Source organism: Rhodococcus sp. MurmanLake-1, assembly GCF_056945715.1.
Window position 1 is genome coordinate 450929 of record NZ_JBWZNF010000005.1, and the last position, 23208, is coordinate 474136.

Sequence of the window (23208 nt, forward strand, 5' to 3'; positions counted from 1 at the left end):
CAGGATGAACGCCATGAGTATCGGAACCCTGGTCCTGCTCCGCCACGGCGAGAGCGAATGGAATGCACTCAATCTGTTCACCGGCTGGGTGGACGTACACCTGACAGACAAGGGCATGGCCGAGGGCAAGCGCGCCGGCGAACTGCTCGCCGAGCACAACCTGTTGCCCGACGTTCTCTACACGTCTCTGCTGCGCCGCGCGATCAGCACGGCCAACCTCGCACTCGACGCCGCCGATCGCCACTGGATCCCGGTAGTGCGCGACTGGCGTCTCAACGAGCGCCACTACGGCGCTCTGCAGGGCAAGAACAAGGCGCAGACCAAGGAAGAGTACGGAAACGAGCAGTTCATGCTCTGGCGTCGTAGCTACGACACCCCGCCGCCCGCCATCGAAGCCGGCAGCGAGTACAGCCAGGACACCGATCCTCGGTACGCGAACCTCGACGAGGTTCCCTTGACCGAGTGCCTGCTCGACGTCGTCAAGCGTCTGATCCCGTACTGGGAGGACACCATCTCCCAGGAGCTGCTCGCCGGCCGGAACGTGCTGGTCACTGCACACGGCAACTCGCTGCGTGCATTGGTCAAGCACCTCGACGGCATCTCGGACGAGGACATCGCGGGCCTGAACATCCCGACCGGAATCCCGCTGCGTTACGACCTCGACGAGAACCTGAAGCCGCTCAATCCCGGCGGCACCTACCTGGATCCGGAGGCCGCAGCTGCCGGCGCCGCCGCGGTGGCGAATCAGGGCGGAAAGTAGCAACCCGATGATGTGCGTCGAGGCCCCCCGAACAGTGTTTTCGGGGGGCCTCGGCCAACAACAGATGAACGACGAACCAACGCCGTCCACCTGGCGGATTACGCGGGCGGGAACGTCCGAACCCGCCGTAACCGACACTTCGCGCGAACGTACGATTGCGCCGTGAGTGTCGTGATTGCAGTGCTGCTGGTCGTGGTCGCCGGCTTGGTCGGTTACCTCGTCGGCGGGGTGCTGGTACCCAGGCTGTCGTCGCGCCAGAGTCAGCGCTCGGACGAACAGACCGGGCTCACGATGTCTCAGGTTCTCGACCTCATCGTGTTGGCTTCGGAAAGCGGTATCGCCGTCGTCGACGGTTTCCACGACGTCGTGCTCTTCAACCCTCGCGCCGAGGAACTCGGCCTTGTCAAGAATCGTCTGGTCGACGAGAGGGCATGGCGTGCTGCTCAGGAAGTTCTGCGGACGGGCCAAGCCGTCGAGGTCGATCTGACGGCGCAGACCGCTCAGCGCGGCCGCGACAAGATCGCGGTACGTGGCACGGCCCGGTTGCTCAGCAAGGACGATCGCAATTTCGTGGTCCTGTTCGCCGACGACGATTCCGAGCAGGTCCGCATGGAGGCGACGCGACGCGATTTCGTCGCGAACGTCAGCCACGAACTCAAGACGCCGGTCGGCGCGATGAGTTTGCTCGCGGAGGCACTGCTCGAATCTGCTGACGACCCGGAATCGGTGCGGCACTTCGGCGAACGGGTGCTGGGCGAGTCGATTCGTCTGGGCAAGATGGTCACCGAGTTGATCGCACTCTCGCGTCTGCAAGGTGCCGAGAAGCTGCCGGATCTCGACGTGGTCGACGTCGACACCGTGGTGTCCGAGGCACTGTCGAGGTCGAATCTGTCGGCCGAGGCCGCCGGGATCACCGTCACCACCGACCATCCGAGTGGGCTGGAAGTACTCGGGGATCAGACTCTCCTCGTCACAGCATTGTCCAACCTCATCGAGAACGCTATTGCATACTCGCCCAAGGGTTCTCCGGTGTCCGTCAGTCGGTCGGTACGCGGCGACAATGTCGCGATCGCAGTCACCGACCGAGGAGAAGGCATCGCGAAAGCGGACCAGGAGCGAGTGTTCGAGAGATTCTTCCGCGTGGACAAGGCGCGGTCACGGCAGACCGGCGGAACCGGTCTGGGGCTGGCGATCGTCAAACACGTCGCGGCCAATCACAACGGCTCCATCGAACTGTGGAGCAAACCGGGAACAGGGTCTACCTTCACGTTGCAGATACCGGCACACGTGGAGTCGGACGACGACATCGACTCTGACGACGCGGGAACCGCCGGTTCCACGCGGATCGGCAGACGAGAACAAGGCAGTAGAGAAAACGGCATGGAGGCCAAACGATGACGAGTGTGCTGATCGTGGAGGACGAGGAGTCCTTGGCGGACCCGCTGGCGTTCCTGCTCCGCAAGGAAGGCTTCGAGACCACCATCGTCAACGACGGACCGTCGGCGTTGGCGGAATTCGATCGCTCCGGAGCGGACATCGTCCTGCTCGACCTCATGCTGCCCGGCATGAGTGGCACCGACGTCTGCAAGGCGCTGCGATCGCGCTCCGGCGTTCCCGTCATCATGGTGACGGCGCGTGACAGTGAGATCGACAAGGTCGTCGGCCTCGAACTCGGTGCGGACGACTATGTGACCAAACCGTATTCGGCGCGCGAGCTGATCGCCCGCATCCGTGCGGTGCTGCGTCGCGGGGTGGAGAACGAGGCGGATCTCGCCTCCGACAACGGGGTGCTCGAGGCCGGACCGGTGCGGATGGACGTCGAGCGTCACGTCGTGCAGGTCGCCGGTAACCCGGTGACGTTGCCGCTCAAGGAGTTCGACCTCCTCGAGTACCTGCTCCGCAACTCCGGCCGGGTGCTGACCCGCGGACAGTTGATCGACCGCGTCTGGGGCGCCGACTACGTCGGCGACACCAAAACCCTTGACGTACACGTGAAGCGGTTGCGTTCGAAGATCGAATCGGATCCGGCCAAGCCCGAACACCTGGTCACGGTCCGAGGATTGGGCTACAAGCTCGAAGCGTGATCGAACCTGGTCGAGAAGAAATATCGAGACGAATGCCGAGAAGAATTCAGCCGCTCACACGATCGTGTGAGCGGCTGAATTCTTTTTGTCTACGTGGAGTCAGCCCTGAGCTTTGTTCTGAGCGATCGTGGTCGCCGGATGGACTGCTATGAGGCCGAGGCCGGCGCGACGCCTGCAGAGGCGAGCCAGCTCGTCGTACGCACGCTTTCCGAGAAGCTCTGTCAGTTCCGGCCCGTAGGACTGCCAGACCTGCCGCTCCCCGACATGAGCGTCGGGGGAGCCGGAGCAGTACCAGGCGAGGTCGTCGCCGCCCTCACCCCAGCCGCGGCGGTCGTACTCGGTGATCGTGGTCTTGAGGATCTGAACGCCGTCCGGCCGGTCGACCCAGTCCTGGGTGCGGCGGATGGGTAGCTGCCAGCACACGTCCGGCTTCACCTCGAGCGGCTCGATGCCCTTCTTGAGCGCCATGGAATGCAGTGCGCAGCCCTCGCCGCCGGCAAAACCCGGCCGGTTGAGGAAGATGCATGCACCTTTGTAGCGGCGGGTGCGCAGCGCGGGCTCGTCCTCGAGGTCGTCTTCTTCGACGTAGCCCTTCTTGCCGAGACCCTTTTCCATGAACTGCCAGTCTTCGGCTGTGAGCATTTTCACTGACGCATCGAGCTTGTCCTGATCCTCCTGATCGGAGAGGAAAGCGCCGTGCGAGCAGCAGCCGTCGTCCGGGCGGTCGCCGATGATGCCCTGACACGCCGGCGTGCCGAACACGCAGGTCCAATGCGAGAGCAACCACGTCATATCAGCGGAAATGAGGTGCTCGGAGTTGTCCGGATCGACAAATTCGACCCATTCGCGCGGGAAATCGAGATCGACCTCGGGGCTCGGAGTCATCTTGTGGGACCGGTCTGGGTTACCTGCTGTCACAAGGGCCGACGGTAGACCCAGTAACGTGGCGATGTGCGACTAGGGGTACTCGACGTCGGAAGCAATACCGTCCATCTATTGGTTGTGGACGCCCATCGGGGCGGCCACCCAACACCCATGAGCTCGACCAAGTCCACGTTGAGGCTGGCAGAAAACACTGACGACCGCGGCGATATCACCACGTCAGGGGCCGATCGCTTGGTGTCGACGGTCTCCGAATTCGCCGGTATCGCCAAGACGTCCGGGTGCGAGGAAATGATGGCTTTTGCCACTTCCGCCGTCCGTGACGCCAACAATTCCGAAGCTGTGCTCGCCCGCGTCCGCGCCGAGACCGGAGTCAATCTCGAGGTTCTCTCCGGGGTCGACGAAGCCCGCCTGACCTTTCTTGCCGTGCGCCGCTGGTACGGCTGGAGCGCCGGACGCATCCTGAACCTGGACATCGGCGGCGGCTCGCTCGAACTCACCGCAGGCGGTGACGAGGATCCGGACGTCGCCTTCTCACTGCAACTCGGTGCGGGACGGTTGACGCGCGACTGGCTACAGGCCGATCCGCCGGGCAAGCGCCGGGTCGCTGTATTGCGCGACTGGCTGGACGCGGAGTTGGTCGGACCAGCCAAGGAACTGCGCGCCGCCGGCGACTGGGACCGCACGGTCGGGACCTCGAAGACCTTCCGATCGTTGGCTCGGCTCACCGGCGCGGCCCCTTCTGCCGCAGGCCCCCGGGCAAAACGGACCCTGACTTCCAGCGGACTCAGGCAACTCATAGCCTTCATATCCAGGATGACGGCAGCGGACCGTGCAGAATTGGAAGGAGTGAGCTCGGATCGGTCACAGCAGATTGTGGCCGGCGCGCTCATCGCAGAGGCAACCATGCGGGCGCTCGGAGTGGACGAACTGGAAATTTGTCCCTGGGCACTGCGTGAGGGTCTGATTCTGCGAAAGCTCGACACAGAAATGGGCGGTGAATTGGTGGTGAGTGCTTGATGACCGAGGACAGTCAGCAGATTTCCGTAGCGGAACTGCTCAAGCGGAACGGTCAGAGCGTCGAATCCCGAGGTGGACGACGCCGGCGCGGCGTAGCCGGTGGCATCTCCGTCGCCGAACTGACGGGTGAGATCCCGATCGTTCGCCAGTCGGGATCGCGCGCGGCCGCCGAGCCAGAGTCGGACGAACCAGCAGCCCAGCCTGAAGCCCCTGCGCCAGAAAACGCTGCACCTTCTGCGCCGGCCGAGGCTGTCGCGGAAACCGCCAAGTCAGCCGAACCGGCACCGAAGGTTCCCGCCGACCGCACCGCCGCCTTCGCCGTCTCGTTCGACGACGATGACGATGACGAGCCGCAGGCACCCAAGGCCGAGTCGAAGCCGGTTGCCACACCGCCGGTCACCACTCCGAAGCCGACTTCCACACCTTCTCCGGGACAGACCTCGAAGTCCTCGCCCGGGCAGTGGGTGAGCCGGGCACCGCTCAACTCCTCGTCACCGACGCAGGTAACGCAGGAACCAGCACTGCTGTCGGGTCAGACCCTGGCGGGCGACTTGATGCGTCAGGAGCGCGCCGCAACCCAGTCGCCGTCGTTGCGTCCGCCGATCCTGCCGCCGCGTGTCCCCACTCCTGTCGTGAAGGCACCTGCACCGACTGCTCCTGCTCCGGCCGCGCCGGAAGAGAGCACCGAACTGATCGACAAGATCGCAGACGCGGATGCCGGTGAGGCCGAATCGACCGCCGTGGTCGATCTGGTCAAGGCGCCGGCTGTCGATGACGGTGCAAAAAAGTCCAGTGCCGTCGCGGAGTCCGATGTCGAAGCCGAACCGGCAGCGGAAGAGGCAGGCGAGCGTAACTCGATCCGTGAATGGGCAGTGCTTGCCGGTCAGGTGGTTGTTGCACTGATCGTCGGCGGCGCGATGTTCAAGGGCTTCGAGAAGCTGTGGGACATGCTGCCGTGGGTGGCGTTGGTGCTCGCGCTGATCGTGATCGTCGGCTTGGTGGCCGTCGTGCGGGTTCTGCGCAAGACGGACGACATCACGAGTTTCGTGATCGCGGTGGTCGTCGGCATGATCGTGACGCTCGGTCCACTGGCGTTCTTGTTGACCTCGGGTTGATCGGACGATGATCGGGGGATCGCAGCGCATGGTTCGTCGGCCGATAGCCGTCGGTTTGTCGACGGCCTCGGTGTATCCGGAGAACACGGAAGCAGCATTTCGCTACGCCGCTGATCTCGGATACGACGGTGTCGAACTGATGGTGTGGGCCGAATCCGTGAGTCAGGACATCGGTGCTGTCGCTGCCCTCGTTCGCAAGTATGCGATTCCGGTGCAGGCCGTGCATGCGCCGTGTCTGCTGATTTCGCAGCGCGTGTGGGGTTCCGATCCGGTCGAGAAGCTCGAGCGTTCGGTACGCACTGCCGAAACCTTGGGAGCGACGACGGTGGTCGTCCACCCGCCGTTCCGGTGGCAGCGCAAGTACGCCGAAGGCTTCGCGGAACAGGTTGTCGATCTCGAATCGAAGAGCAGCGTCGTGGTGGCGGTGGAGAACATGTTCCCCATGCGCGCCGACAGCTTCTTCGGCGGCAAGGACAAGTCCGCGGAGCGTCTGCGTAAACGTGGCGGTCCGGGGGCAGCGTTGTCCGCGTTCAGTCCGTCGTACGACCCGACCGATTCCGATCACGCTCACTACACACTCGACCTGTCGCACACCGCGACGGCGGGCATGGATGCCCTGGAGTTGGCCTCCCGTATGGGCAAGGGGCTCGAGCACCTGCACCTGGCCGACGGTCGCGGGGCGTCGATGGACGAGCACCTGATTCCGGGGCATGGCTCACAGCCGTGCGCGGAGTTGTGTCAGCAATTGGCTGCGAGCGAATTCAGCGGCCAGGCTGTCATCGAGATCAACACGCAGAACGCGCGCACCCGGCGGGAGCGGTCGTCGATGCTGGCGCAGGCGCTCGCGTTTGCACGCGAGCACCTGGCACGCTCAGCGGTGGCCGGCAAGTAGCGCAGCTTCGAACTGCGCGCGTACCTTCTCGACGTGTGCGTCGAGGTCTTTGGTCTCCCAGCCTTCGGTCGAGATGGGATCGAGCACCGAGACGTAGACCGGGCCTGGATGGGCGACAAGCGAATTGCGCCACATCCGTTCACCCGCATTGTGAATCACCACGGGCACGATCGGCACACCGGCTTGGATCGCCAAGTGGAATCCGCCCTTCTTGAAAGGGCCCAGGCGTGGCGTCGGAGAACGGGTGCCCTCCGGAGCTATGACTATCGAGACACCATTTTTGAGCTTGTCGACTGCCGGTTGCAGTGCAGCCTTCGCTTTTGTGGTGTCGGTGCGGTCGATGTAGGCGACGTCGAGCAGTGCGCCGACGGGCATGAACCGCGGATCGCTTGCCGCTTCCTTCTTCGCGACGCCGGTCACGTCACGCTTGATCACGGTGCCCAGGACCAACATGTCCAGGGAACTCTGATGGTTGAACATGAACACCGCCGGGCGGTGGTCCCACACGTTGTGCTCGCCGTCGATCTCGACGTCGATGCCGAGCAGTGAGAGCGAGATGTCGGGGCCGTAGGTGCCGACCAGGTTCGCACCCAGTTGACGGTTGCCGGTGACGATGCCCGCCGACGCGCCGAGGGCGGCGGTGGCAGCAAGAGCGCCCATGGCGGTCGCCGTTCGGATCGTCGAGATCGGCGTTGCGCCTCGTTGCGGTTTACGCAGGCTGACCGAAGGCCAGTGATTGCGCAACGCGATCCTGGCCAGACCACGATCGGGATTCAACGCGACAGGTCGCCCGACGGCCTCGAGCATGAAGACGTCTTCGACACCGTTGGAGTACGCAAACGCGTTCTTCAAGTCGGCGCCCATCTTCTCGGCATAGCCCGCAAGGGCATTGGCCTTGGCCGGCCCCCACAGAGCGGGCGAGGACAGTTCGCCGGTGAGCATGCCGTCGACGACTTCGGGCTCGGTGCACAGCACGTCTTCGATGTCGAGATCTTCGGCGACGTACTTGGCCTGGAACGGAGTCGCCGACGTGGCCATCACGATCGTGTGGCCGGCTCGCCGGTGTGCCGCCAATAGCCCACGGGCTTCCGGGTAGATCATCGCGGCGATCTCCTGCTTGAACAGCCGTCGGCCCCAGTCGTTGAGTTCCTCGACGGTACGGCCGCCCAGGGCGCGAACGCCGATGTCCATCAGCGCTCCGACATCAGCGCCACGGAACTGGGTGTCGATCGCGGCGCCGGTGGTGCGCAACAATTCGCCGACGCTGATATCCAAGCGTCGCAGGCGGTCTCGGTACACAACGCTGGCTGAGTACCCGCTGATCAACGTGCCGTCGAGGTCGAAGGCGGCGATCGTTCCGGGCCCGGGAGGCGCGGCTTCGATGGCGGAGTGCAGACGCTCGAGTCCGGTCACAGTCCTACTTCCTCGTTCTCGGCGGGCGCTCGGTTTGCTTCTGGAATGGTCACTACTGCTGCGGCGTCGGGCACGGGCATTGCCACCTGATCGAGCCGTGCGTGCGCGAGTGCTCGGATATGGCGCAGACGTTCGACCTGGACCTTGATCTCCGCGGCAAACGCCAGGCGCCTGGCCCGGACTCCGTCGTCGTCGACTTCGATCAAGTTACGGTTGCGCGCCAAATTCAGTGCAGTGGCGAACAACTCACCGGAGACCGATTCGTTGCTGGCGATCTGCTGCCGCAGGCGACGCTGATGTGCGACGTCGATGCAGTTGCTGATGAAGGACTTTTCGTCGAACGACGTCGAAATCGGCGCGAGCACAAGCTGATCGGCGACAACCTGGTACGCCTCGAGGAACGGTTGCAGCACTCGGTGCGCGAGGTACGGCCGCACCGTCTCGATCATGTGCTCGGTTCGTTTGTCGGCGGCCATGACGGTTTCCCACTCGGGATCGATCAGGGTCAGCTCGGTTCGCATCTCCTGCTCGAACGTGTCCCGGTCGCTGAAGAAGAACTCGAACTTCATCAGGTCGCGGATGCGCTTGGCCTCGGCCCAACCGTCTCCGACGGGATCCTCGAACCGCTCTTCGACGGCTGCCTGGAGCACGAGTTCGGTGATGGCGCGCACGACGAGAAAGTGAATTGTGTTGTTGCGGTAGAAGGCAGCAACAAGATGCTGGTCCTTGCCGAGGTAGAAGACCTGCTCGCCGCCGCGATCGAAGCGCTCGAGCACACCGGAATCGACGTGTGTCTGCAACGCCTTCTCGATGACACGCGGATCGGACAGTTCGACGTCGCCGGCGATCGGAAGATTTCGCGCGGTGATGTATCCGAACAGCGGCGTGAGAATCGCGGTGAGTTCACGAACTGTCAACGCCCGGTCTTCGATTCCGAGGAACGCCAACATCGCCAGTGAAGACACGGTCACCGGTGTGACCTCGTTGATGCGGTGACACACCTCGATGCCGGCCTTTTGAATGGCGAGGCGCTGATCGGTTTCCTGGCTGAGTGCGTCCGCGAGTGAGAGCGGCCGGCCGATGGTCACGTGCGCGACGCCGTTGCGTTTTCCCTGTGCGCGTACGTAACCCACCATCCAGCGCAGGCCTTCCGGTGTCTTCTCGGCGCCGAGTGCCTCGGCAGCCATTGCCCCGACCTCGTAGAGCTGGTCGTAGCTCAGCGCGACGGGGACGAGGTACACGTCGGATGCGCCGCTGACCTGAAAGGCCTTGGTCAGGTAGGTCAGGAGACCGAAGCGCGGTGGGCGTAGTTTGCCGGTACGCCCGCGTCCACCTTCGATGTACCACTCCAGATTGAAGCGTTTGGTGAGCAGGTAGCGCATGTACTCGTGCATCGACCACTTGTAGACCTCGTCGTTGCCGATGCTTCGACGAATGAAGACGGTGCCGCTGCGCTTGAGGATCGAGCCCATGGGCCAGAAGCTGATGTTGAGGCCGCCCATCACGTGATTGAGCGGCAAGCCGTTCGCGATCAACGCCGGACGCAGGACGAGGGGATCGAGGTACGAACGGTGACTGGGGAGGAAGACCAGTGAGTGTTCCTTGTTCAGCTCACGGAGTTCCTCGAAGCGGCTCGTGTCCACGTCCAGCTTGTAGGCGCGAGCGAAGTAGCGGCCCAGGCGATCCCACACCGCGATGGCTTGGCGACTCTGGGTGGCAACCATTTCATCGAGAGCCTCACGGGCGCGGCGGTCGACTTCGGCGACGGCGATGTTCAACCGGTCGGCCAAAGCCATCACCTCGGTGGTGAACCGGCGGGTGTCGGTGATCTCGTCGACGACGAACCGCGACACCTTGTACTGGCCACCCAGAAGGCCCAATTCGGCGCGCTCGAGTGCGAGGGCGGCCTGCCGTCGGATGAACTCGGGTAGTGAACCGCCACCGCTCTTTTCGAGGCGACGCTCGAGATCGCTCAGTGGTGCTGGTTCACCTTCGATGACCTGGCACCGTGAAGGGTCGGTGCGCAGGGTTCTGCGTTGCGCACCGCGTCCGGGGTGGAGGGGATCGCGCGGTGCCAGTGCATCACGCAGTCGCACCGCGACGTTGTGTTTGGTATGGGTGTCCGGAATCCACACCACTCGAAGCGGTGCGAGCATCGGGTCGTCGGTCCGTGCCGCCAGTTCTGCAAGGGTCTTGTCGGTGATGTTCACGGTGACCGGCCGAGTTTCGGATGAGGTTGCCTTGTCGGCAAGCCACTTTCGCAGCACGCCGGCTTCGGCCTCTGTCATGGTTTCGGTGAGGTACACGCGCGGGTTGGTCGTGTTCTCGCTCATGACTCACGCACCTTCCGTTGGGACTCCGAGAGCCACGATCTCGTCCAGGCTCTCCTGCAAGCACTGCATCAGCAGCGCGGGCTTCGTGATCGCGGCGGTGTCGAGATTGATTCCGATGCAGCACACCCCGACGTGGGAGACCAGTGTCGCCATCGCCGCGCAACCGGGCGCCGGGCCGAATGGGAACATCCGCTCGATCTTCGCTCCGGCGAGATAGACCGGTACCGGTACGCCGGCGACGTTGCTAGCCTGCAGGTCCAGTCCTGTCGACTGGGACAGATACCAGTTCGCGAGTAGATAATTCGGCAGGCGAGCGAGGATCGGGGCGGCGACGTCGAGAGCGTCCAACGCGGGTTCCTCACGCAGACCCAGTACGATTTCTCGCACCTGCCTGATGCGTTTGGCCGGATCTGTTTCGGCGACCGGGCCGTTGAAGCGAACGGCTGCAAACCGGTTGCCGCCGTTGGCATCCGCGCCGGTGCGCATGCTGATCGGCATACCCATCGGGATGCTCTCGACAGATTGTCCGAAGGCTTCGTGGTAGCGATGGAAGCCGCCGAGCAAAGCGGCGACGTAAGCGTCGTTGAGTGAGCCGCCGGCAGCTTTTGCTCCGGCCTTGAGCTCGGGAACACCCACTTCGAGAGTTCCGAACCACCGTCCGAGACCACGATCGTGGAGCAGGGGGGAACCGGAACGAGCTGGGGGAGTGACGATCTTGCGGAGTGAATTGGCGTACCCGAGGACCTCGGAAGCCGTGCTGAACGGACTCGAGATCGCCGTGGTCGCAACATTGGTGGCGCCGCGAACCAGCTTGGCGATACGGGATGGCGCACGCCGGATCTCGCTGACGACCTCCTCGCCGAATGCACCTACCGACGACAGGTGCTCCGGAGCCGGCGGTGTGCGGTCGGGCTTGTTCGGAGTGGGATCCGGGCGCCTGCTGTGCAGCAGCGTCATCATCTGGATGCCGCCCATGCCGTCGGTGATGGAGTGGTGAGTCTTGACCACGAACACGGCACGACCGTCGTCGAGACCTTCGATGAGCAGCGCGCTCCACGGCGGCCGAGCCTTGTCGAAAGGTTCGGTCGCAAGGTGACGGCACATGCGCAGCGCGTGATCGAAGTCCGCCGGTGCAGGCAAGCGGACGCGTCGTAGGTGATAGCCGATGTCGAACTCGGGATCAACCGACCACACCGGATTGCCCAGTTGCATTGCCGGTTCCACCGCGCGCATACGAATACGCGGAACCACGTGTGATGCCCACTCGACTGCGTCGAGAAGTCGATCCCAATCCGGAGCTCGATCGAGAACCTCTACCGCAACGATCGGTGAGCGCAGTTGCGGCTGCGCCTCTTCCATCCGCCACATGCCCGTCTCGAAGTCGGACATCGTGCGGTTCGCCCCCCAGGCAACCGCGGAAAGGTCGACGTCGACCGCGCTCGGAGGAACAAATGGATTGCTGTTGGCCATACGTCAAGAACTCCCTCGGTCTGCGGATCCACCCCGCGCATCTCTGCTTCTAAGTGTGGACCCGTGACAGTGGGCGCGTCCCGGTTTCGGTGTCAGCCGACAGGTGTGACGTTCGTCAGTTAAGGGCTAATCGGACATGCCTGGAAATTCGACCAGCGTTCACGAAGTGACGCCGACGGCTTTCAGAGCTATCTCGCGGTAGAGAACACTGACTTCGCGCGGAGTCTGCGGTCCGTCGAGTCGATACCAGAGGACGACGGACTGACACATGCCCAGCAGTGCGCGGCCCGTTCCGGTGATGTCCGGGACCGTGAACTCACCACTGTCGACGCCTGCCGTCAAAACGTCGACGAGTAGATTCTCGAGCTTCTTTCGTTTGGCGGCGTAGCTCTTTCGTTCGGCGTCCTCGAGGTACCGCAGTTCGGAATCGAGGAACGCGATGTCGGAGCGACTGGTCATGTGCAGAACACACGCCTCGACGAGATTGCCGAACTGTGCCGTCGGCGACGGTCCGGCAGCGTCGACCGCAGCGCTCGCGCGTGCGGTGACGTTCTCGATGCCCGGTTCCATCAGCGCGACGAGGATTCCTTGTTTGTTGCCGTGGTGGTAGTACAGCGTCGGCACCGTGACGCCGGCGCGTTTTGCAATGTCACGAACCGACGCTCCGTGGTAACCGAGTTCGTGGAAGACCTCGAGTGCGGCGGTGAGCAGGGGAGTCAGCGTCAGTGGTTCGACGATGCGCCACTGTTCGTCGGGTTGAGCCCCCGACTGCAAATCCGTCATTCCGCCTGTTCGCTCCGTTCGGAAATTTCTGGTGGTGTGCGCAGAGAAGGTTCAACCCTAGCGCAAGGCGTGTCCTGCCTACCGATGCTCGGCCACCATTGGATAGCATCACTATCCAGTGGTGGCCCGAGCGAGTTGGACGGAGGAGCGGTGAAGGTTTCCGAATTGGCCGCACAGTCCGGCGTTGCATTGGCCACGATCAAGTACTACCTCCGTGAAGGTCTGCTGATGCCTGGTGAACCGACCAGCGCGACGGGAGCGAGGTACGGCGAACAGCACGTCCGGCGACTCGCGTTGATCAGGGCGCTGGCCGGGGCGGGACTCGCGATTCCACGGATTCGTGCGGTGCTCGAATTGGTGGACAGTGACGAGCGATCCGAATTCGAGACTTTCGGTCGCGCGATCGCGCAACTACCGCCCTACGTCGATCCGGTGCCGGATCAACAGTTCCCCAGAGCTCGCAAGGTTCTGGAGTTTCTCGGTCAGGTCTACGAGCCGAGGTACGTGGCGGTTGCTCACCTCGAGCGTGCACTGATCGGTCTCGAGGATGCCGGACTGAGCCTCTCGGACGAGCGATTGCGCGCCTACGGCGACCACATCCGAGGAATTGCCGAAGTGGAAATCGAGCTGATGCCTACCAGTTCGACCGAGGACGGCATTCGCTATGCGGTCCTCGGAACCGCCATGTACGAACCCGTCCTGACAGCATTGCGACGCCTGGCGCACCAGGACTTGGCCGCACGACATTTCCCGCAACACCGAGAAAGCACCGAACAGGAAAATCGATGAGCACCAGCCCCTTTCAAGATCTCAATCGCCTCACCTCGCTCGGCGACGGGCGATACACCGCAACGATCGATCCGATCTGGACCATCGGGCCGAAAGTGCACGGCGGCTCCATGATGGCTGTGTGCGCCGCTGCCGCGCGTCAATGTCTGCGAGACGGCGCAGGTGAGAACGACTCGCTTCTGAAGATGCAGCCACTCGCGGTGAGCGCCAACTATCTGTCCGCCCCCGACCCCGGTGAAGTCGAACTGGAGGTGATCGTCCGAAAGCAGGGACGCCAGGTCGCGTTGTTCGACGTCGAGTTGAGCCAGGCGGGACGCAGCGCTGTTCGCGCGGCGGTCACGCTCGGATTCCCCGATGACGGCGACCCCACCTTCGTCACTGCCTCGTCGATCGACGACATGTCACCGGAACCGCCGGAGAGTGCGGTGGCCGTCATCGGCGATCACCCGATGGCGCAGGTCGTGCACGTCGGGCAGGGCTGCGACATGCGAATCGACACCACCTCGGCGCACTTCCTGACCGGCAGCCAAGGCGAGGCCGAGGTCAGGATGTGGGTTCGTCCTCGACCCGAGGACGAGAACGACATCGACACCGCTGTGCTGTTCGCGATCATGGCGGGCGACATCAGCGCGCCCGTGACGATGAACCGCGGCCTGTTCGGGTGGGCGCCGACCGTGCAGTTGACGACGTACCTGCGCCGACTGCCGACGCCGGGATGGCTTCGCGTGCGGGCAAGCTCGGATGTTCTGGGCAGCATGTGGTTCGAAGAGGATCATGCTGTTCTCGATTCGACGGGCGCAGTCGTCGTACAGAGCCGTCAATTGGCGATGATGCCCCGCTAGGGTCGATCGCTGCGGTCGTGGCAGGCTGTTCGCCATGACAAGAATTGCGATTATCGGTGGCGGCAAGATCGGCGAGGCGCTGATCTCCGGGCTGTTGCAGGCCGGCCACGCCATCAAGGATCTGGTTGTCGCCGAGCAGTATCAACCTCGCGCAGACGAATTGATCGCCGAATACTCCATCCGCGTCAGCACGATCGCCGACGCCGCCGAGGGCGCCGACGTCATCGTCATCGCGGTCAAGCCCGGCGACGTCGAATCAGCGCTCACCGCGTTGACGAAGGTCGATCTGGACGGCGACCTCGAGCAATTGATCGTTTCCCTTGCGGCGGGTATCCCGACCGGGTTCTTCGAAACGCGTCTGCCCGCAGGGTTCCCGGTCATCCGCGTCATGCCGAACACCCCCATGTTGGTCGGGGAGGGCGTGAGCGTCCTCTCGCCCGGACGGCACGTCAAGGCCGAGCATCTCGAGCTCGTACGCGGCATCCTCGGCAGCGTCGGCAAGGTGGTCACGGTTCCCGAATCGCAGATCGACGCGGTCACTGCTGTCTCCGGTTCCGGCCCGGCCTACTTCTTCTTGGTTGCCGAAGCGATGATCGATGCGGGAGTCGGTCTCGGCCTGACGCGCCCGGTCGCTACCGAATTAGTGGTGCAGACGATGGTTGGCTCCGCAGCGATGCTCGATCGCACCGGCGACAGCGCGACGGATCTTCGCGCCGCGGTGACGTCACCGGGTGGAACGACGGCTGCGGCACTGCGTCAGCTCGAAGCGGGCGGCCTGCGGACGGCGTTCTTCGATGCCTTGGATGCCGCCAAGTCGCGCTCGGCCGCGATGGGTTCAGCTGCGGAATAGTCGTCCGTTTAGCCACACCCGTCGCTTTAACCCCACCAGTACAGCTAAGCTCGACTTAGTACGTACGTGTCTGTTCCGCCGGAGGGGAAGCCGGCGGCGCGAGTCGTGCTGGAGGTATGTGGATTAATGGTGTCTGCAAACAAGCCGTCCATGGGTTCGTCCCACGACGGAAAGCCGGCAGTGGCCGGCACGCAATTCCTCACTGTTGCTGAGGTAGCAACTTTGATGAGGGTGTCGAAAATGACTGTGTACCGGTTGGTACACAGTGGCGAATTGCCCGCTGTACGAGTGGGCCGTTCGTTCCGTGTACACGCGAAGGCGGTACACGATTACCTCGAAACCTCGTACTTCGATGCCGGCTGACCAGCCGGTTCGAAGAGGATGACCTCGGCGTGAGCCGAGTCGCGGGCACAGCGGTTGCTGTGCCGGAGGCTCGGTTTATGCCGAGTGAGACCACACCGGTACGATGAGTCACTGTCGTACCAGCAAGCTGGTGTCGTAAGGCGCTGAGCTAGTTAAAACGAGGGCCAGGCGCCAATTGCTTGGCGCAGGCGTACGTGACCGGCGTGCGCAGGAACGCTAGAGAAGAACGTGAGGGACACCCGCTATGGGTTCAGTGATCAAGAAGCGTCGCAAGCGCATGTCGAAGAAGAAGCACCGCAAGCTGCTTCGTCGTACCCGAGTACAGCGCAGGAAACTCGGTAAATAAGCAGTACCTGTTGATGCCCGCCGCCCCTTCCGGGGTGGCGGGCATCGATGTATTTCAGGGGAGGGGCGACGTATCTCAGGGGAGAGATGTGTCGGCCGTCTCATTGTCTGGGCGGTTTGTCTTGAATGGCCGAATTTTGGGTAGTCAGCGCGGGACCCCCTCTGCCCGTAAAGTGGGGGAAAATCGCGGGAGGAACGCTTCGGCAGAGCGCGTTTCTACTGGATATGGGGGTACTTGGTGGTTGAAGGTGACAACACTTCAGGGGGCACGACGCCTCGCGTCGTACTGGTGACCGGGGCGAGCAGATTTCTCGGCGGCTACCTGGTGACCAGGCTTGCGCAGAATCCGTCGATAGAGCGTGTCATCGCCGTCGACGCCGTCAGTCCGAGCAAGGACATGATGCGCAGAATGGGCCGCGCGGAATTCGTGCGAGCAGACATCCGCAATCCGCTGATCGGCAAAGTGATCCGAAACGCCGAGGTCGACACCGTCGTGCACGCGTCGACGCTTCAGAAAGCCCCCAAAGCCGGCAGCCGCGCCGCGATGAAGGACATGAACGTCATCGGCGCTATGCAACTGTTCGCGGTCTGCCAGAAAGCTCCGACGGTTCGCAAGGTGGTCCTGCGCTCGGCTTCGGTCGTCTACGGGTGCAGTGCCAAGGATCCCGCTCAGTTCACCGAAGAAATGAGTGCGCGCCGCCGGCCGCCGGGCGGATATGCCCGCGACAGCCTCGAGATCGAGGGATACCTCCGCGGGATGGGGCGTCGGCGCCCGGACATCTCGGTCGGGATTCTGCGGTTGGCGCCGTTGATCGGACCTCAGCTGACTGCAACCGTCGGGCACTACGTCACCGCCCCACTCGTGCCCACCATCGTCGGGCGCAACGCGCGCCTGCAATTGCTCCACGTCGAGGATGCCCTCGCGGCGCTGGAGAAGGCGACTATCGGCCACGCCTCGGGTACGTACAACATCGCCGGCGACGGAGTGGTCATGATGTCGCAGGCGATCCGCCGGGCAGGCAGGGTGGAAGTTCCCATGCCGCTCGCTCTGTTCCGTAGTGTCGGGAGCGCGTTGGTGGGGTCGTCCATGAGGCTCTACACCGACGAGCAACTCGAGTACTTCCGGTTCGGCTGCGGACTCGACACCACTCGCATGCGCAGCGAGTTGGGGTTCGAGCCGCGATGGACCACCATGCAAGCACTCGACGATTTCATGCGTGCGATGCAGACGCGCCGGATCATCAAGTCCGAGTGGATCGATCGGGCAGAGAATGCGTTGACCACCATCCTCGGCGGTGACACTGCCGAGGCGAGCGTAAGTGCAGACGTGATGCACATGCCGTTGTCGGGACGAAGTGCGGTGAAGGGGTGACTGACGTGGCGAAGGTAATTCCCTTGCGGCCCAGCGCAACTCACACCGGAAAGTCGGAAGCTTCTCGTTCGCGTGAGTCCGTCACCGGCGCGGAGCGTGACGTCCGTGAACAAAGTCAGCGTCGGCATCCGTCCGGAGTGCCGTCGGCGGCCGACCATGGTGGTGAGAGCACGTTCGTCGATGCGGCCAGGTCGGCGATCGTCGACCAGATCGCCTCGGCAGCAGAATTTTTCCGACGTCGGGTGTCCGGCGACTACGAGGTCGACGAGTTCGGATTCGACCCGCATTTTGCGGACAACGTCGTCATGCCCGTGCTGCGGCCGTTGTTCGAGAAATGGTTCCGCGTCGAGGTCAGCGGGATCGAGAACATTCCCCTCACCGGGGGAGCGTTGGTGGTTGCCAATCACGCCGGTGTCATCCCACTCGACGGGCTGATGACGTCGGTTGCCGTGCACGATCACCATCCAGCGCATCGTCCACTGCGAATGTTGGCTGCGGACATGGCTTTCGAAATGCCGGTGGTGGGCGGACTGGCGCGCAAAGCCGGCCATACGTTGGCGTGCAACCCCGACGCCGAGCGTCTGCTCAACGAAGGTGAAGTCGCGGCCGTGTTCCCGGAAGGATTCAAGGGCATCGGGAAACCGTTCAGTGAGCGGTACAAGTTGCAGCGGTTCGGGCGCGGTGGCTTCGTGTCGGCCGCAATGCGAACCGGTGTTCCGATCATCCCGTGCTCGATCGTGGGCTCGGAGGAGATCTATCCGAAGATCGGTGATCTCACCACACTCGCACGCGTTCTCGGTTTGCCGTATTTCCCGGTCACACCTTTGTTTCCGCACCTCGGGCCACTCGGCCTGGTTCCATTGCCGTCGAAGTGGTACATCGAGTTCGGAAAACCGATCGTCACCGACACCTTCGAGAGCGGTGCAGCCGACGATCCGATGGTCCTGTTCGAGGTCACGGACCACGTCCGAGAAACGATTCAGCAGACGCTTTATCGGTTGTTGGCCAAGCGGCGCAACGTCTTTCTCGGCTGAGTTCGGTCCGGATCGCTTCTCGATCCGGACCGAACCCGCTCAGGCGTTCTGTTCTTTGCGCCTGGCGAGAATTGCCGCGAGCGCACCGCCGACCGCTCCGAGCACCAGCGCTGTGGGAACGCCGATCTTGGCGGCCTTTCGTCCGGTGCGGAAATCACGAACTTCCCAACCGCGGTTCTTCGCGAGTTCACGAAGGTCTGCGTCGGGATTGATCGCCACCGGTGTCCCCACCAACGAGAGCATCGGTACGTCGTTGTGGCTGTCCGAGTAGGCGGAACAGCGCTTGAGATTGAGGCCTTCACGCACCGCCAACGTCCGTACGGCGTGCGCCTTGCCCATGCCGTGCAGGATGTCGCCGACGAGTCGGCCGGTGAAGACTCCGTCCTCACTTTCGGCGACGGTGCCCAAGGCGCCGGTCAATCCCAGTTTCTCAGCGATGACCTGGGCCAGTTCGACCGGAGTTGCCGTCACCAACCACACCTGTTGTCCGGCGTCGAGGTGCATCTGGGCCAACGCCCTCGTGCCTGGCCAGATCTTGTCGGCAATGACCTCGTCGTAGATCTCCTCGCCGAGGCGGGCGAGTTCGGCGGTGGATCGACCGGCCACGAAGGACAGTGCTTTCTCGCGGCCTTCGGCGACGTCGTCACTACTTTCTCGGCCGGTGACTCGGAACTTGATCTGCTTCCACGCGAAATCCACCAGATCCGAGGTCTTGAGATACTTTCGTGCAGCGAGACCACGGGCGAAGTGGATGATCGACGCACCCTGCACCATGGTGTTGTCGACGTCGAAGAATGCGGCGGCCGTGAGGTCGCGCGGAACGGCCGGGGGCTCTTCGCCGGTTTCCGGTTCTGTGGGGTTGGCAGCTTCGTGCAATGCCAGAGCTGCATCAGCGCTCGCCTCGCCGGCGAGATTGGCTCGAACTTCCGACTCACTCGGGCCCAGCGGATTCTTTACATGGCGACGTCCGGGGAGAATGACCCCGGCAAGCCCTGATCCGAATCCGGAGCCGTTCGGTAGTGATCGCGCAGGCACCCGCACCTCCCGTGTTGCATTCTCGAGCAGAGAACTCTTCGAGTCAGCCTATCCTCCGCGATGAGGCCCGATGGGTTGGATGGTGACCTTCCCTGTGGTGTGTGACGTTCCTCTCCGCCGATTTGGTACCGAGTGGGGCTCCGGAGGCACACTCGACCGATCAAGTAGATGGCGTCCCAGTAGAAGAAAGGTATGCGTCGATGACTGCAGCTACGCATGAAGTGACCTTGTTGACACGCGCAGGATGCGCGTCCTGCGTCGGCGCGGCGGAGGTACTACGACGGGTCTGTTCCGAGTTCGAGCTGGAATTGACGTGCATCGACGTAGACGAAGCTGCCGCGACGGATCCAGAGCTGAGAGCGGAGTACGGAGACAGATTGCCGGTCATTCTTCTCGACGGACGCGAGCACGGTTACTGGGAAGTTGACGAAGAGCGCCTTCGTGACGATTTACGCAAGTAAGGCAACCCTCAAAGTTGTCCGCGTAGCCGCTTTGCAGGTGAACGGCACATCGAACCCGTCTCGAGCAACTTTGTGCATGGGTTCACAAGCGGTTACCGTGGTGTGAACATTCCCCCGGAGCATCGTGGAGGTCGACAGTCGTGTCGACCGGACGAGGAGCCAGCGACGTGACCGAACCGCACCAGACGCATGAGCCTGTGGCTCAGCGCGTCACCGGCGCTGCGGGCTCTTCTGTCACCGACCCGATCGCTCAGGATCGCGTCATCCCTCAGGCTACGGTGACGCGCTTGGCCGCATACCTGCGGGTCCTCGGAGTGATGTCCGACCGGGGTACCTCCATCGTCTCGAGCGAGGAACTTGCGCAGGCGTCCGGTGTCGGATCAGCGAAGTTGCGCAAGGATCTGTCATTCCTCGGACCCAACGGCGTCCGCGGCGTCGGATACGACGTCAACAGGCTCCGCATCCGCATCGAGCGTGCACTCGGACTCGATCGTGGGCACAAGGTCGTTCTCGTCGGAGTCGGAAACCTCGGCAAGGCGCTGGTCGGCTACGGCGGATTCAGCCGCCGCGGTTTCGAGATGGTCGGACTCTTCGACAGTGACGCAGATCGAATCGGAAGCAAAGTCGGCGACCTCGTGGTGCGCAGCACCGAGGAACTGACCGTCGCCTGCCGCGAATTGAACGCGACCATCGGCGTCATCTCCACACCGGACGAGGCCGCTCAGGGCGTGTGCGACCAGTTCGTCAGCGCCGGACTGCGCTGCATCATGAGTTTTTCGCCGATCGCCCTAGACGTTCCCGATCACGTGGAACTGCGACGCGTCGATCTCGCCGTCGAGATGCAGGTTCTCTCCTTCAACAGTGCGCGCAATGCCGATCAGGCATCCAGCGCGCCGCGAGTACGAGTGGCTCACGCCGCATCCGCTTCGTCAGTCCCATCCACCAGTTCACCCGCTCCGGTCGGAGCAGGTTCGACAAGAAACGGATCAGTGATCGCGCCGTGAGTGTTCTGCTTGTCGGGGTCTCGCATCGAACCGCGCCCGTCCCGGTGCTCGAGCGAGTAGCTGTCACCGACACCGATCGTCCGAAGCTGATCGACAAGCTTCTGGCGTCTTCGCACATCTCCGAAGCGATGATCGTCTCCACCTGTAACCGGGTGGAGGTCTACGCGGTGGTGGACGCGTTCCACGGTGCACTCACCGAGGTCGGTGAAATCCTCGCCGACCATTCAGGTCTCGACCTGACGGCGCTGCACGCTCACGCCTACGTCCGCTACAGCGAAGCAGCGGTCGAACATCTCTTCGCCGTGGCCAGTGGCCTCGATTCGATGGTGATCGGCGAACAGCAGATTCTCGGCCAGATCCGTTCGGCCTACGCATCTTCGGATGCGCAGCAGGCCGCCGGACGCGTCGTCCACGAACTGGCTCAGCAGGCACTGCGCGTCGGCAAGCGAGTGCATTCCGAAACCGGAATCGACTCCGCCGGAGCATCAGTCGTATCCGTGGCTCTCGATCGTGCAGCGGGCATCATCGGTGAAGGCGGCCTCGTCGGCCGCACTGCCGTGGTTGTCGGAGCAGGCTCGATGGGCGGTCTGTCGGTTGCGCATCTCACTCGCGCCGGAATCGAACGCATCGTCGTCGTCAACCGGACACAGGAACGCGCCGAGCACCTGGCAGAGACGGCACGCTCCAACGGCGTCGACGCCGACGGTGTTGCCTTCGATCAGCTTTCGGCCGCGATGGCGCAGGCAGATGTCATGGTCACCTGTACCGGCGCGGTCGGGGCAGTGGTCACCCTGGCGGATGTGCACCGCGCACTCGCCGAGCCCGATCGCGACAACACCAAGCACCTGGTCATCTGCGACCTCGGACTGCCGCGCGACATCGATCCCGCCGTCGCCGGCCTGCCGGGTGTCACCGTTCTCGACATGGAGACGCTGCAGCGTGATCCGGCGGCAGGCGCAGCCGCTTCCGACGCAGAAGCCGCACGCACCATCGTCGCCGGCGAACTTGCGACCTACCTTGCCGGACAGCGCCTCGCCGAGGTCACTCCGACCGTGACGGCTTTGCGTCAGCGCGCCGCCGACGTCGTCGAAGCCGAACTGATGCGGCTCGATTCGCGTCTGCCCGGCCTGGACGATCCGCAGCGCGACGAGGTTGCACGCACCGTGCGACGCGTCGTGGACAAGCTTCTCCACGCCCCGACCGTGCGCGTCAAGCAACTGGCGTCGGCCCCCGGCGGCGACTCCTACGCAGCAGCGCTGCGCGAACTCTTCGAACTCAGCCCCGGATCTCCCGCGGCCGTGGCCACACCCACCGACCTGGTGGACGGCGACCGCACTGGAAGGGACCTGCAGGCATGAGCGTCACCACCCCTCGATCGGGGAGCCCGCTGCGGATCGGCACTCGCGGAAGTCTTCTCGCGACCACGCAGGCCGGTACCGTGCGCGATGCCCTCATTGCAGCGGGACATCCCGCAGAGTTGGTCATCATCAAGACCAAGGGCGACCAGTCCACCGATCCCGTCCAGAAGATCGGCGTCGGAGTGTTCACCGCAGAACTTCGAGAAGCTTTGCTGGACAACCGCGTCGACGTTGCTGTGCATTCCTACAAGGACTTACCGACCGCGCAGGATCCGCGATTCGTCATCGCGGCGATTCCGCCACGCGAAGATCCGCGTGACGCGCTCGTCGCCCGCGACGGTCTGGTCCTCGGGGAGCTTCCGGCCGGTTCCAAGGTGGGAACCTCCGCGCCGCGCCGCGTTTCGCAGCTCAAGGCACTCGGGCTCGGCCTCGACATCGTGCCGTTGCGGGGCAACCTGCAACGCCGTCTCGGCAAGGTCGAATCCGGTGAACTCGACGCCGTGATCCTCGCTCGCGCCGGCTTGTCCCGTATCGGTCTGCTCGATCTCATCACCGAGAACATCGAGCCCGTGCAGATGCTCCCCGCTCCGGCGCAGGGCGCTCTGGCCGTCGAATGCCTTTCTGCCAATGCGGAATTGGCGGCGATCCTGGCTGAGCACGATGACGCCGGTACCCGGGCGGCAGTCACTGCCGAGCGTGCACTTCTCGCCGAGCTGGAAGCGGGCTGCACCGCTCCGGTCGGAGCGATCGCGGAGATCGTCGAATCCCTCGACGACGACGGCAGAATCTTCGACGAACTGTCGGTACGCGGCTGCGCAGCCGCCATCGACGGTTCGGACGTCATCCGTACCGGCGCCGTCGGTGCGCCGGACAAGGCCGAGGAACTCGGCCGAGCGGTAGCGCGCGAGTTACTCGAACTCGGCGCCCGCGAGTTGATGAACGTGACTACAGGCGAGGCAGCCGATGTTTGACGCCCCACTTTGCACTTGCACCAAGTTCCCAT

Annotated in this window: 23 protein-coding genes; 17 read left to right on the top strand and 6 right to left on the bottom strand. The window is 63.6% G+C overall.

Going from position 1 to position 23208, the window contains the following annotated elements; all coding sequences use genetic code 11:
- The first annotated feature begins 4 nt into the window (after positions 1 to 4).
- The 3 genes from AC2ETI_RS17430 to AC2ETI_RS17440 all read left to right on the top strand — a co-directional run bounded on the left by AC2ETI_RS17430 (position 5) and on the right by AC2ETI_RS17440 (position 2844).
- Positions 5 to 760: a phosphoglyceromutase gene (locus AC2ETI_RS17430; protein WP_003941992.1), complete on the top strand. Its 756-nt coding sequence runs from the start codon at positions 5 to 7 to the stop codon at positions 758 to 760.
- A 162-nt stretch (positions 761 to 922) separates the two neighbouring features.
- On the top strand, positions 923 to 2158 hold the full coding sequence (locus AC2ETI_RS17435; RefSeq protein WP_019744391.1) for a sensor histidine kinase: 1236 nt from the start codon (positions 923 to 925) through the stop codon (positions 2156 to 2158).
- Positions 2155 to 2844, top strand: a complete 690-nt coding sequence (locus AC2ETI_RS17440) for a response regulator transcription factor (RefSeq protein WP_003942020.1) — start codon at positions 2155 to 2157, stop codon at positions 2842 to 2844. The genes AC2ETI_RS17435 and AC2ETI_RS17440 overlap by 4 nt, the downstream gene beginning before the upstream one ends.
- Before the next feature lie 99 nt (positions 2845 to 2943).
- On the opposite strand, the gene AC2ETI_RS17445 is transcribed toward AC2ETI_RS17440, so the two are convergent.
- The gene (locus tag AC2ETI_RS17445; RefSeq protein WP_003941928.1) at positions 2944 to 3729 is read right to left on the bottom strand and encodes a DUF3109 family protein; all 786 of its coding nucleotides are present in this window, start codon (positions 3727 to 3729) and stop codon (positions 2944 to 2946) included.
- Positions 3730 to 3795: 66 nt separating this feature from the next.
- Between AC2ETI_RS17445 and AC2ETI_RS17450 the strand changes: the two genes are divergently transcribed.
- Genes AC2ETI_RS17450 through AC2ETI_RS17460 form a run of 3 tightly spaced genes read left to right on the top strand, consistent with a single transcriptional unit; the run spans position 3796 to position 6753 of the window.
- Positions 3796 to 4746, top strand: a complete 951-nt coding sequence (locus tag AC2ETI_RS17450; RefSeq protein ID WP_003941975.1) for a Ppx/GppA family phosphatase — start codon at positions 3796 to 3798, stop codon at positions 4744 to 4746.
- Positions 4746 to 5861 carry a hypothetical protein gene (locus AC2ETI_RS17455; RefSeq protein ID WP_483634159.1) on the top strand — a complete coding sequence of 372 codons (1116 nt, stop codon included), beginning with the start codon at positions 4746 to 4748 and terminating at the stop codon, positions 5859 to 5861. Before AC2ETI_RS17450 ends, AC2ETI_RS17455 begins: the two co-directional genes overlap by 1 nt.
- 7 nt (positions 5862 to 5868) lie before the next feature.
- Positions 5869 to 6753 (top strand): sugar phosphate isomerase/epimerase family protein, encoded by an 885-nt coding sequence (locus tag AC2ETI_RS17460; RefSeq protein WP_019744388.1) that lies wholly within the window; start codon positions 5869 to 5871, stop codon positions 6751 to 6753.
- On the opposite strand, the gene AC2ETI_RS17465 is transcribed toward AC2ETI_RS17460, so the two are convergent.
- The 4 genes from AC2ETI_RS17465 to AC2ETI_RS17480 form a co-directional block, all read right to left on the bottom strand.
- Positions 6733 to 8166 (bottom strand): HAD-IB family hydrolase, encoded by a 1434-nt coding sequence (locus tag AC2ETI_RS17465; RefSeq protein ID WP_019744387.1) that lies wholly within the window; start codon positions 8164 to 8166, stop codon positions 6733 to 6735. The genes AC2ETI_RS17460 and AC2ETI_RS17465 overlap by 21 nt on opposite strands.
- Positions 8163 to 10499, bottom strand: a complete 2337-nt coding sequence (locus AC2ETI_RS17470) for a glycerol-3-phosphate 1-O-acyltransferase (protein WP_243617454.1) — start codon at positions 10497 to 10499, stop codon at positions 8163 to 8165. Before AC2ETI_RS17470 ends, AC2ETI_RS17465 begins: the two co-directional genes overlap by 4 nt.
- Positions 10500 to 10502: 3 nt before the next feature.
- On the bottom strand, positions 10503 to 11969 hold the full coding sequence (locus AC2ETI_RS17475; RefSeq protein ID WP_041814780.1) for a wax ester/triacylglycerol synthase domain-containing protein: 1467 nt from the start codon (positions 11967 to 11969) through the stop codon (positions 10503 to 10505).
- Between the two features lie 159 nt (positions 11970 to 12128).
- Entirely contained in the window at positions 12129 to 12752 is a 624-nt protein-coding gene (locus AC2ETI_RS17480; RefSeq protein ID WP_019744384.1) for a TetR/AcrR family transcriptional regulator, read from the bottom strand.
- Positions 12753 to 12902: 150 nt separating this feature from the next.
- Here AC2ETI_RS17480 and AC2ETI_RS17485 point away from each other — a divergent pair, with 150 nt between their 5' ends.
- From AC2ETI_RS17485 to AC2ETI_RS17515, 7 genes are all read left to right on the top strand, one after another.
- On the top strand, positions 12903 to 13541 hold the full coding sequence (locus AC2ETI_RS17485) for a MerR family transcriptional regulator (protein ID WP_020968930.1): 639 nt from the start codon (positions 12903 to 12905) through the stop codon (positions 13539 to 13541).
- Entirely contained in the window at positions 13538 to 14383 is an 846-nt protein-coding gene (locus AC2ETI_RS17490) for a thioesterase family protein (protein ID WP_483634160.1), read from the top strand. The genes AC2ETI_RS17485 and AC2ETI_RS17490 overlap by 4 nt, the downstream gene beginning before the upstream one ends.
- 34 nt (positions 14384 to 14417) lie before the next feature.
- Positions 14418 to 15233, top strand: coding sequence for a pyrroline-5-carboxylate reductase (gene proC / locus AC2ETI_RS17495; RefSeq protein WP_019744381.1), 816 nt, complete (start codon positions 14418 to 14420; stop codon positions 15231 to 15233).
- 126 nt (positions 15234 to 15359) lie between these two features.
- Complete coding sequence (locus AC2ETI_RS17500) at positions 15360 to 15596, top strand: helix-turn-helix domain-containing protein (RefSeq protein WP_003941845.1); 237 nt, start codon at positions 15360 to 15362, stop codon at positions 15594 to 15596.
- A gap of 244 nt (positions 15597 to 15840) precedes the next feature.
- Positions 15841 to 15942 (top strand): 30S ribosomal protein bS22, encoded by a 102-nt coding sequence (locus AC2ETI_RS17505; protein WP_003402602.1) that lies wholly within the window; start codon positions 15841 to 15843, stop codon positions 15940 to 15942.
- Between the two features lie 237 nt (positions 15943 to 16179).
- Positions 16180 to 17313, top strand: coding sequence for an NAD-dependent epimerase/dehydratase family protein (locus tag AC2ETI_RS17510; protein ID WP_483634161.1), 1134 nt, complete (start codon positions 16180 to 16182; stop codon positions 17311 to 17313).
- Positions 17310 to 18347 carry a lysophospholipid acyltransferase family protein gene (locus AC2ETI_RS17515; RefSeq protein ID WP_021333923.1) on the top strand — a complete coding sequence of 346 codons (1038 nt, stop codon included), beginning with the start codon at positions 17310 to 17312 and terminating at the stop codon, positions 18345 to 18347. The genes AC2ETI_RS17510 and AC2ETI_RS17515 overlap by 4 nt, the downstream gene beginning before the upstream one ends.
- A gap of 39 nt (positions 18348 to 18386) precedes the next feature.
- On the opposite strand, the gene AC2ETI_RS17520 is transcribed toward AC2ETI_RS17515, so the two are convergent.
- Positions 18387 to 19382, bottom strand: a complete 996-nt coding sequence (locus AC2ETI_RS17520; protein ID WP_020968932.1) for an HAD family hydrolase — start codon at positions 19380 to 19382, stop codon at positions 18387 to 18389.
- 200 nt (positions 19383 to 19582) lie between these two features.
- On the opposite strand from AC2ETI_RS17520, the gene AC2ETI_RS17525 reads away from it, so the two are divergent.
- The 4 genes from AC2ETI_RS17525 (at position 19583) to hemC (ending at position 23176) form a co-directional block, all read left to right on the top strand.
- On the top strand, positions 19583 to 19843 hold the full coding sequence (locus tag AC2ETI_RS17525; RefSeq protein WP_003941953.1) for a glutaredoxin family protein: 261 nt from the start codon (positions 19583 to 19585) through the stop codon (positions 19841 to 19843).
- Between the two features lie 140 nt (positions 19844 to 19983).
- On the top strand, positions 19984 to 20847 hold the full coding sequence (locus tag AC2ETI_RS17530; protein WP_483634162.1) for a redox-sensing transcriptional repressor Rex: 864 nt from the start codon (positions 19984 to 19986) through the stop codon (positions 20845 to 20847).
- A complete protein-coding gene (locus AC2ETI_RS17535; protein ID WP_020968933.1) occupies positions 20844 to 22205 on the top strand; it encodes a glutamyl-tRNA reductase in 1362 nt (453 codons plus the stop codon). Before AC2ETI_RS17530 ends, AC2ETI_RS17535 begins: the two co-directional genes overlap by 4 nt.
- Entirely contained in the window at positions 22202 to 23176 is a 975-nt protein-coding gene (hemC, locus tag AC2ETI_RS17540) for a hydroxymethylbilane synthase (RefSeq protein WP_019744374.1), read from the top strand. Before AC2ETI_RS17535 ends, hemC begins: the two co-directional genes overlap by 4 nt.
- The last annotated feature ends 32 nt before the right edge of the window (positions 23177 to 23208 follow it).

Bases quoted from the DNA above. Each gene is read 5' to 3' on its own strand.
- AC2ETI_RS17490 (WP_483634160.1), top strand. From the start codon at position 13,538: ATGAGCACCAGCCCCTTTCAAGATCTCAATCGCCTCACCTCGCTCGGC.
- AC2ETI_RS17480 (WP_019744384.1), bottom strand. From the start codon at position 12,752: ATGACGGATTTGCAGTCGGGGGCTCAACCCGACGAACAGTGGCGCATC.
- AC2ETI_RS17475 (WP_041814780.1), bottom strand. From the start codon at position 11,969: ATGGCCAACAGCAATCCATTTGTTCCTCCGAGCGCGGTCGACGTCGAC.
- AC2ETI_RS17445 (WP_003941928.1), bottom strand. From the start codon at position 3,729: ATGACTCCGAGCCCCGAGGTCGATCTCGATTTCCCGCGCGAATGGGTC.
- AC2ETI_RS17455 (WP_483634159.1), top strand. From the start codon at position 4,746: ATGACCGAGGACAGTCAGCAGATTTCCGTAGCGGAACTGCTCAAGCGG.
- AC2ETI_RS17470 (WP_243617454.1), bottom strand. From the start codon at position 10,499: ATGAGCGAGAACACGACCAACCCGCGCGTGTACCTCACCGAAACCATG.
- AC2ETI_RS17500 (WP_003941845.1), top strand. From the start codon at position 15,360: ATGGTGTCTGCAAACAAGCCGTCCATGGGTTCGTCCCACGACGGAAAG.
- AC2ETI_RS17505 (WP_003402602.1), top strand. From the start codon at position 15,841: ATGGGTTCAGTGATCAAGAAGCGTCGCAAGCGCATGTCGAAGAAGAAG.
- AC2ETI_RS17460 (WP_019744388.1), top strand. From the start codon at position 5,869: ATGATCGGGGGATCGCAGCGCATGGTTCGTCGGCCGATAGCCGTCGGT.
- AC2ETI_RS17440 (WP_003942020.1), top strand. From the start codon at position 2,155: ATGACGAGTGTGCTGATCGTGGAGGACGAGGAGTCCTTGGCGGACCCG.
- proC (WP_019744381.1), top strand. From the start codon at position 14,418: ATGACAAGAATTGCGATTATCGGTGGCGGCAAGATCGGCGAGGCGCTG.
- AC2ETI_RS17430 (WP_003941992.1), top strand. From the start codon at position 5: ATGAACGCCATGAGTATCGGAACCCTGGTCCTGCTCCGCCACGGCGAG.
- hemC (WP_019744374.1), top strand. From the start codon at position 22,202: ATGAGCGTCACCACCCCTCGATCGGGGAGCCCGCTGCGGATCGGCACT.
- AC2ETI_RS17525 (WP_003941953.1), top strand. From the start codon at position 19,583: ATGACTGCAGCTACGCATGAAGTGACCTTGTTGACACGCGCAGGATGC.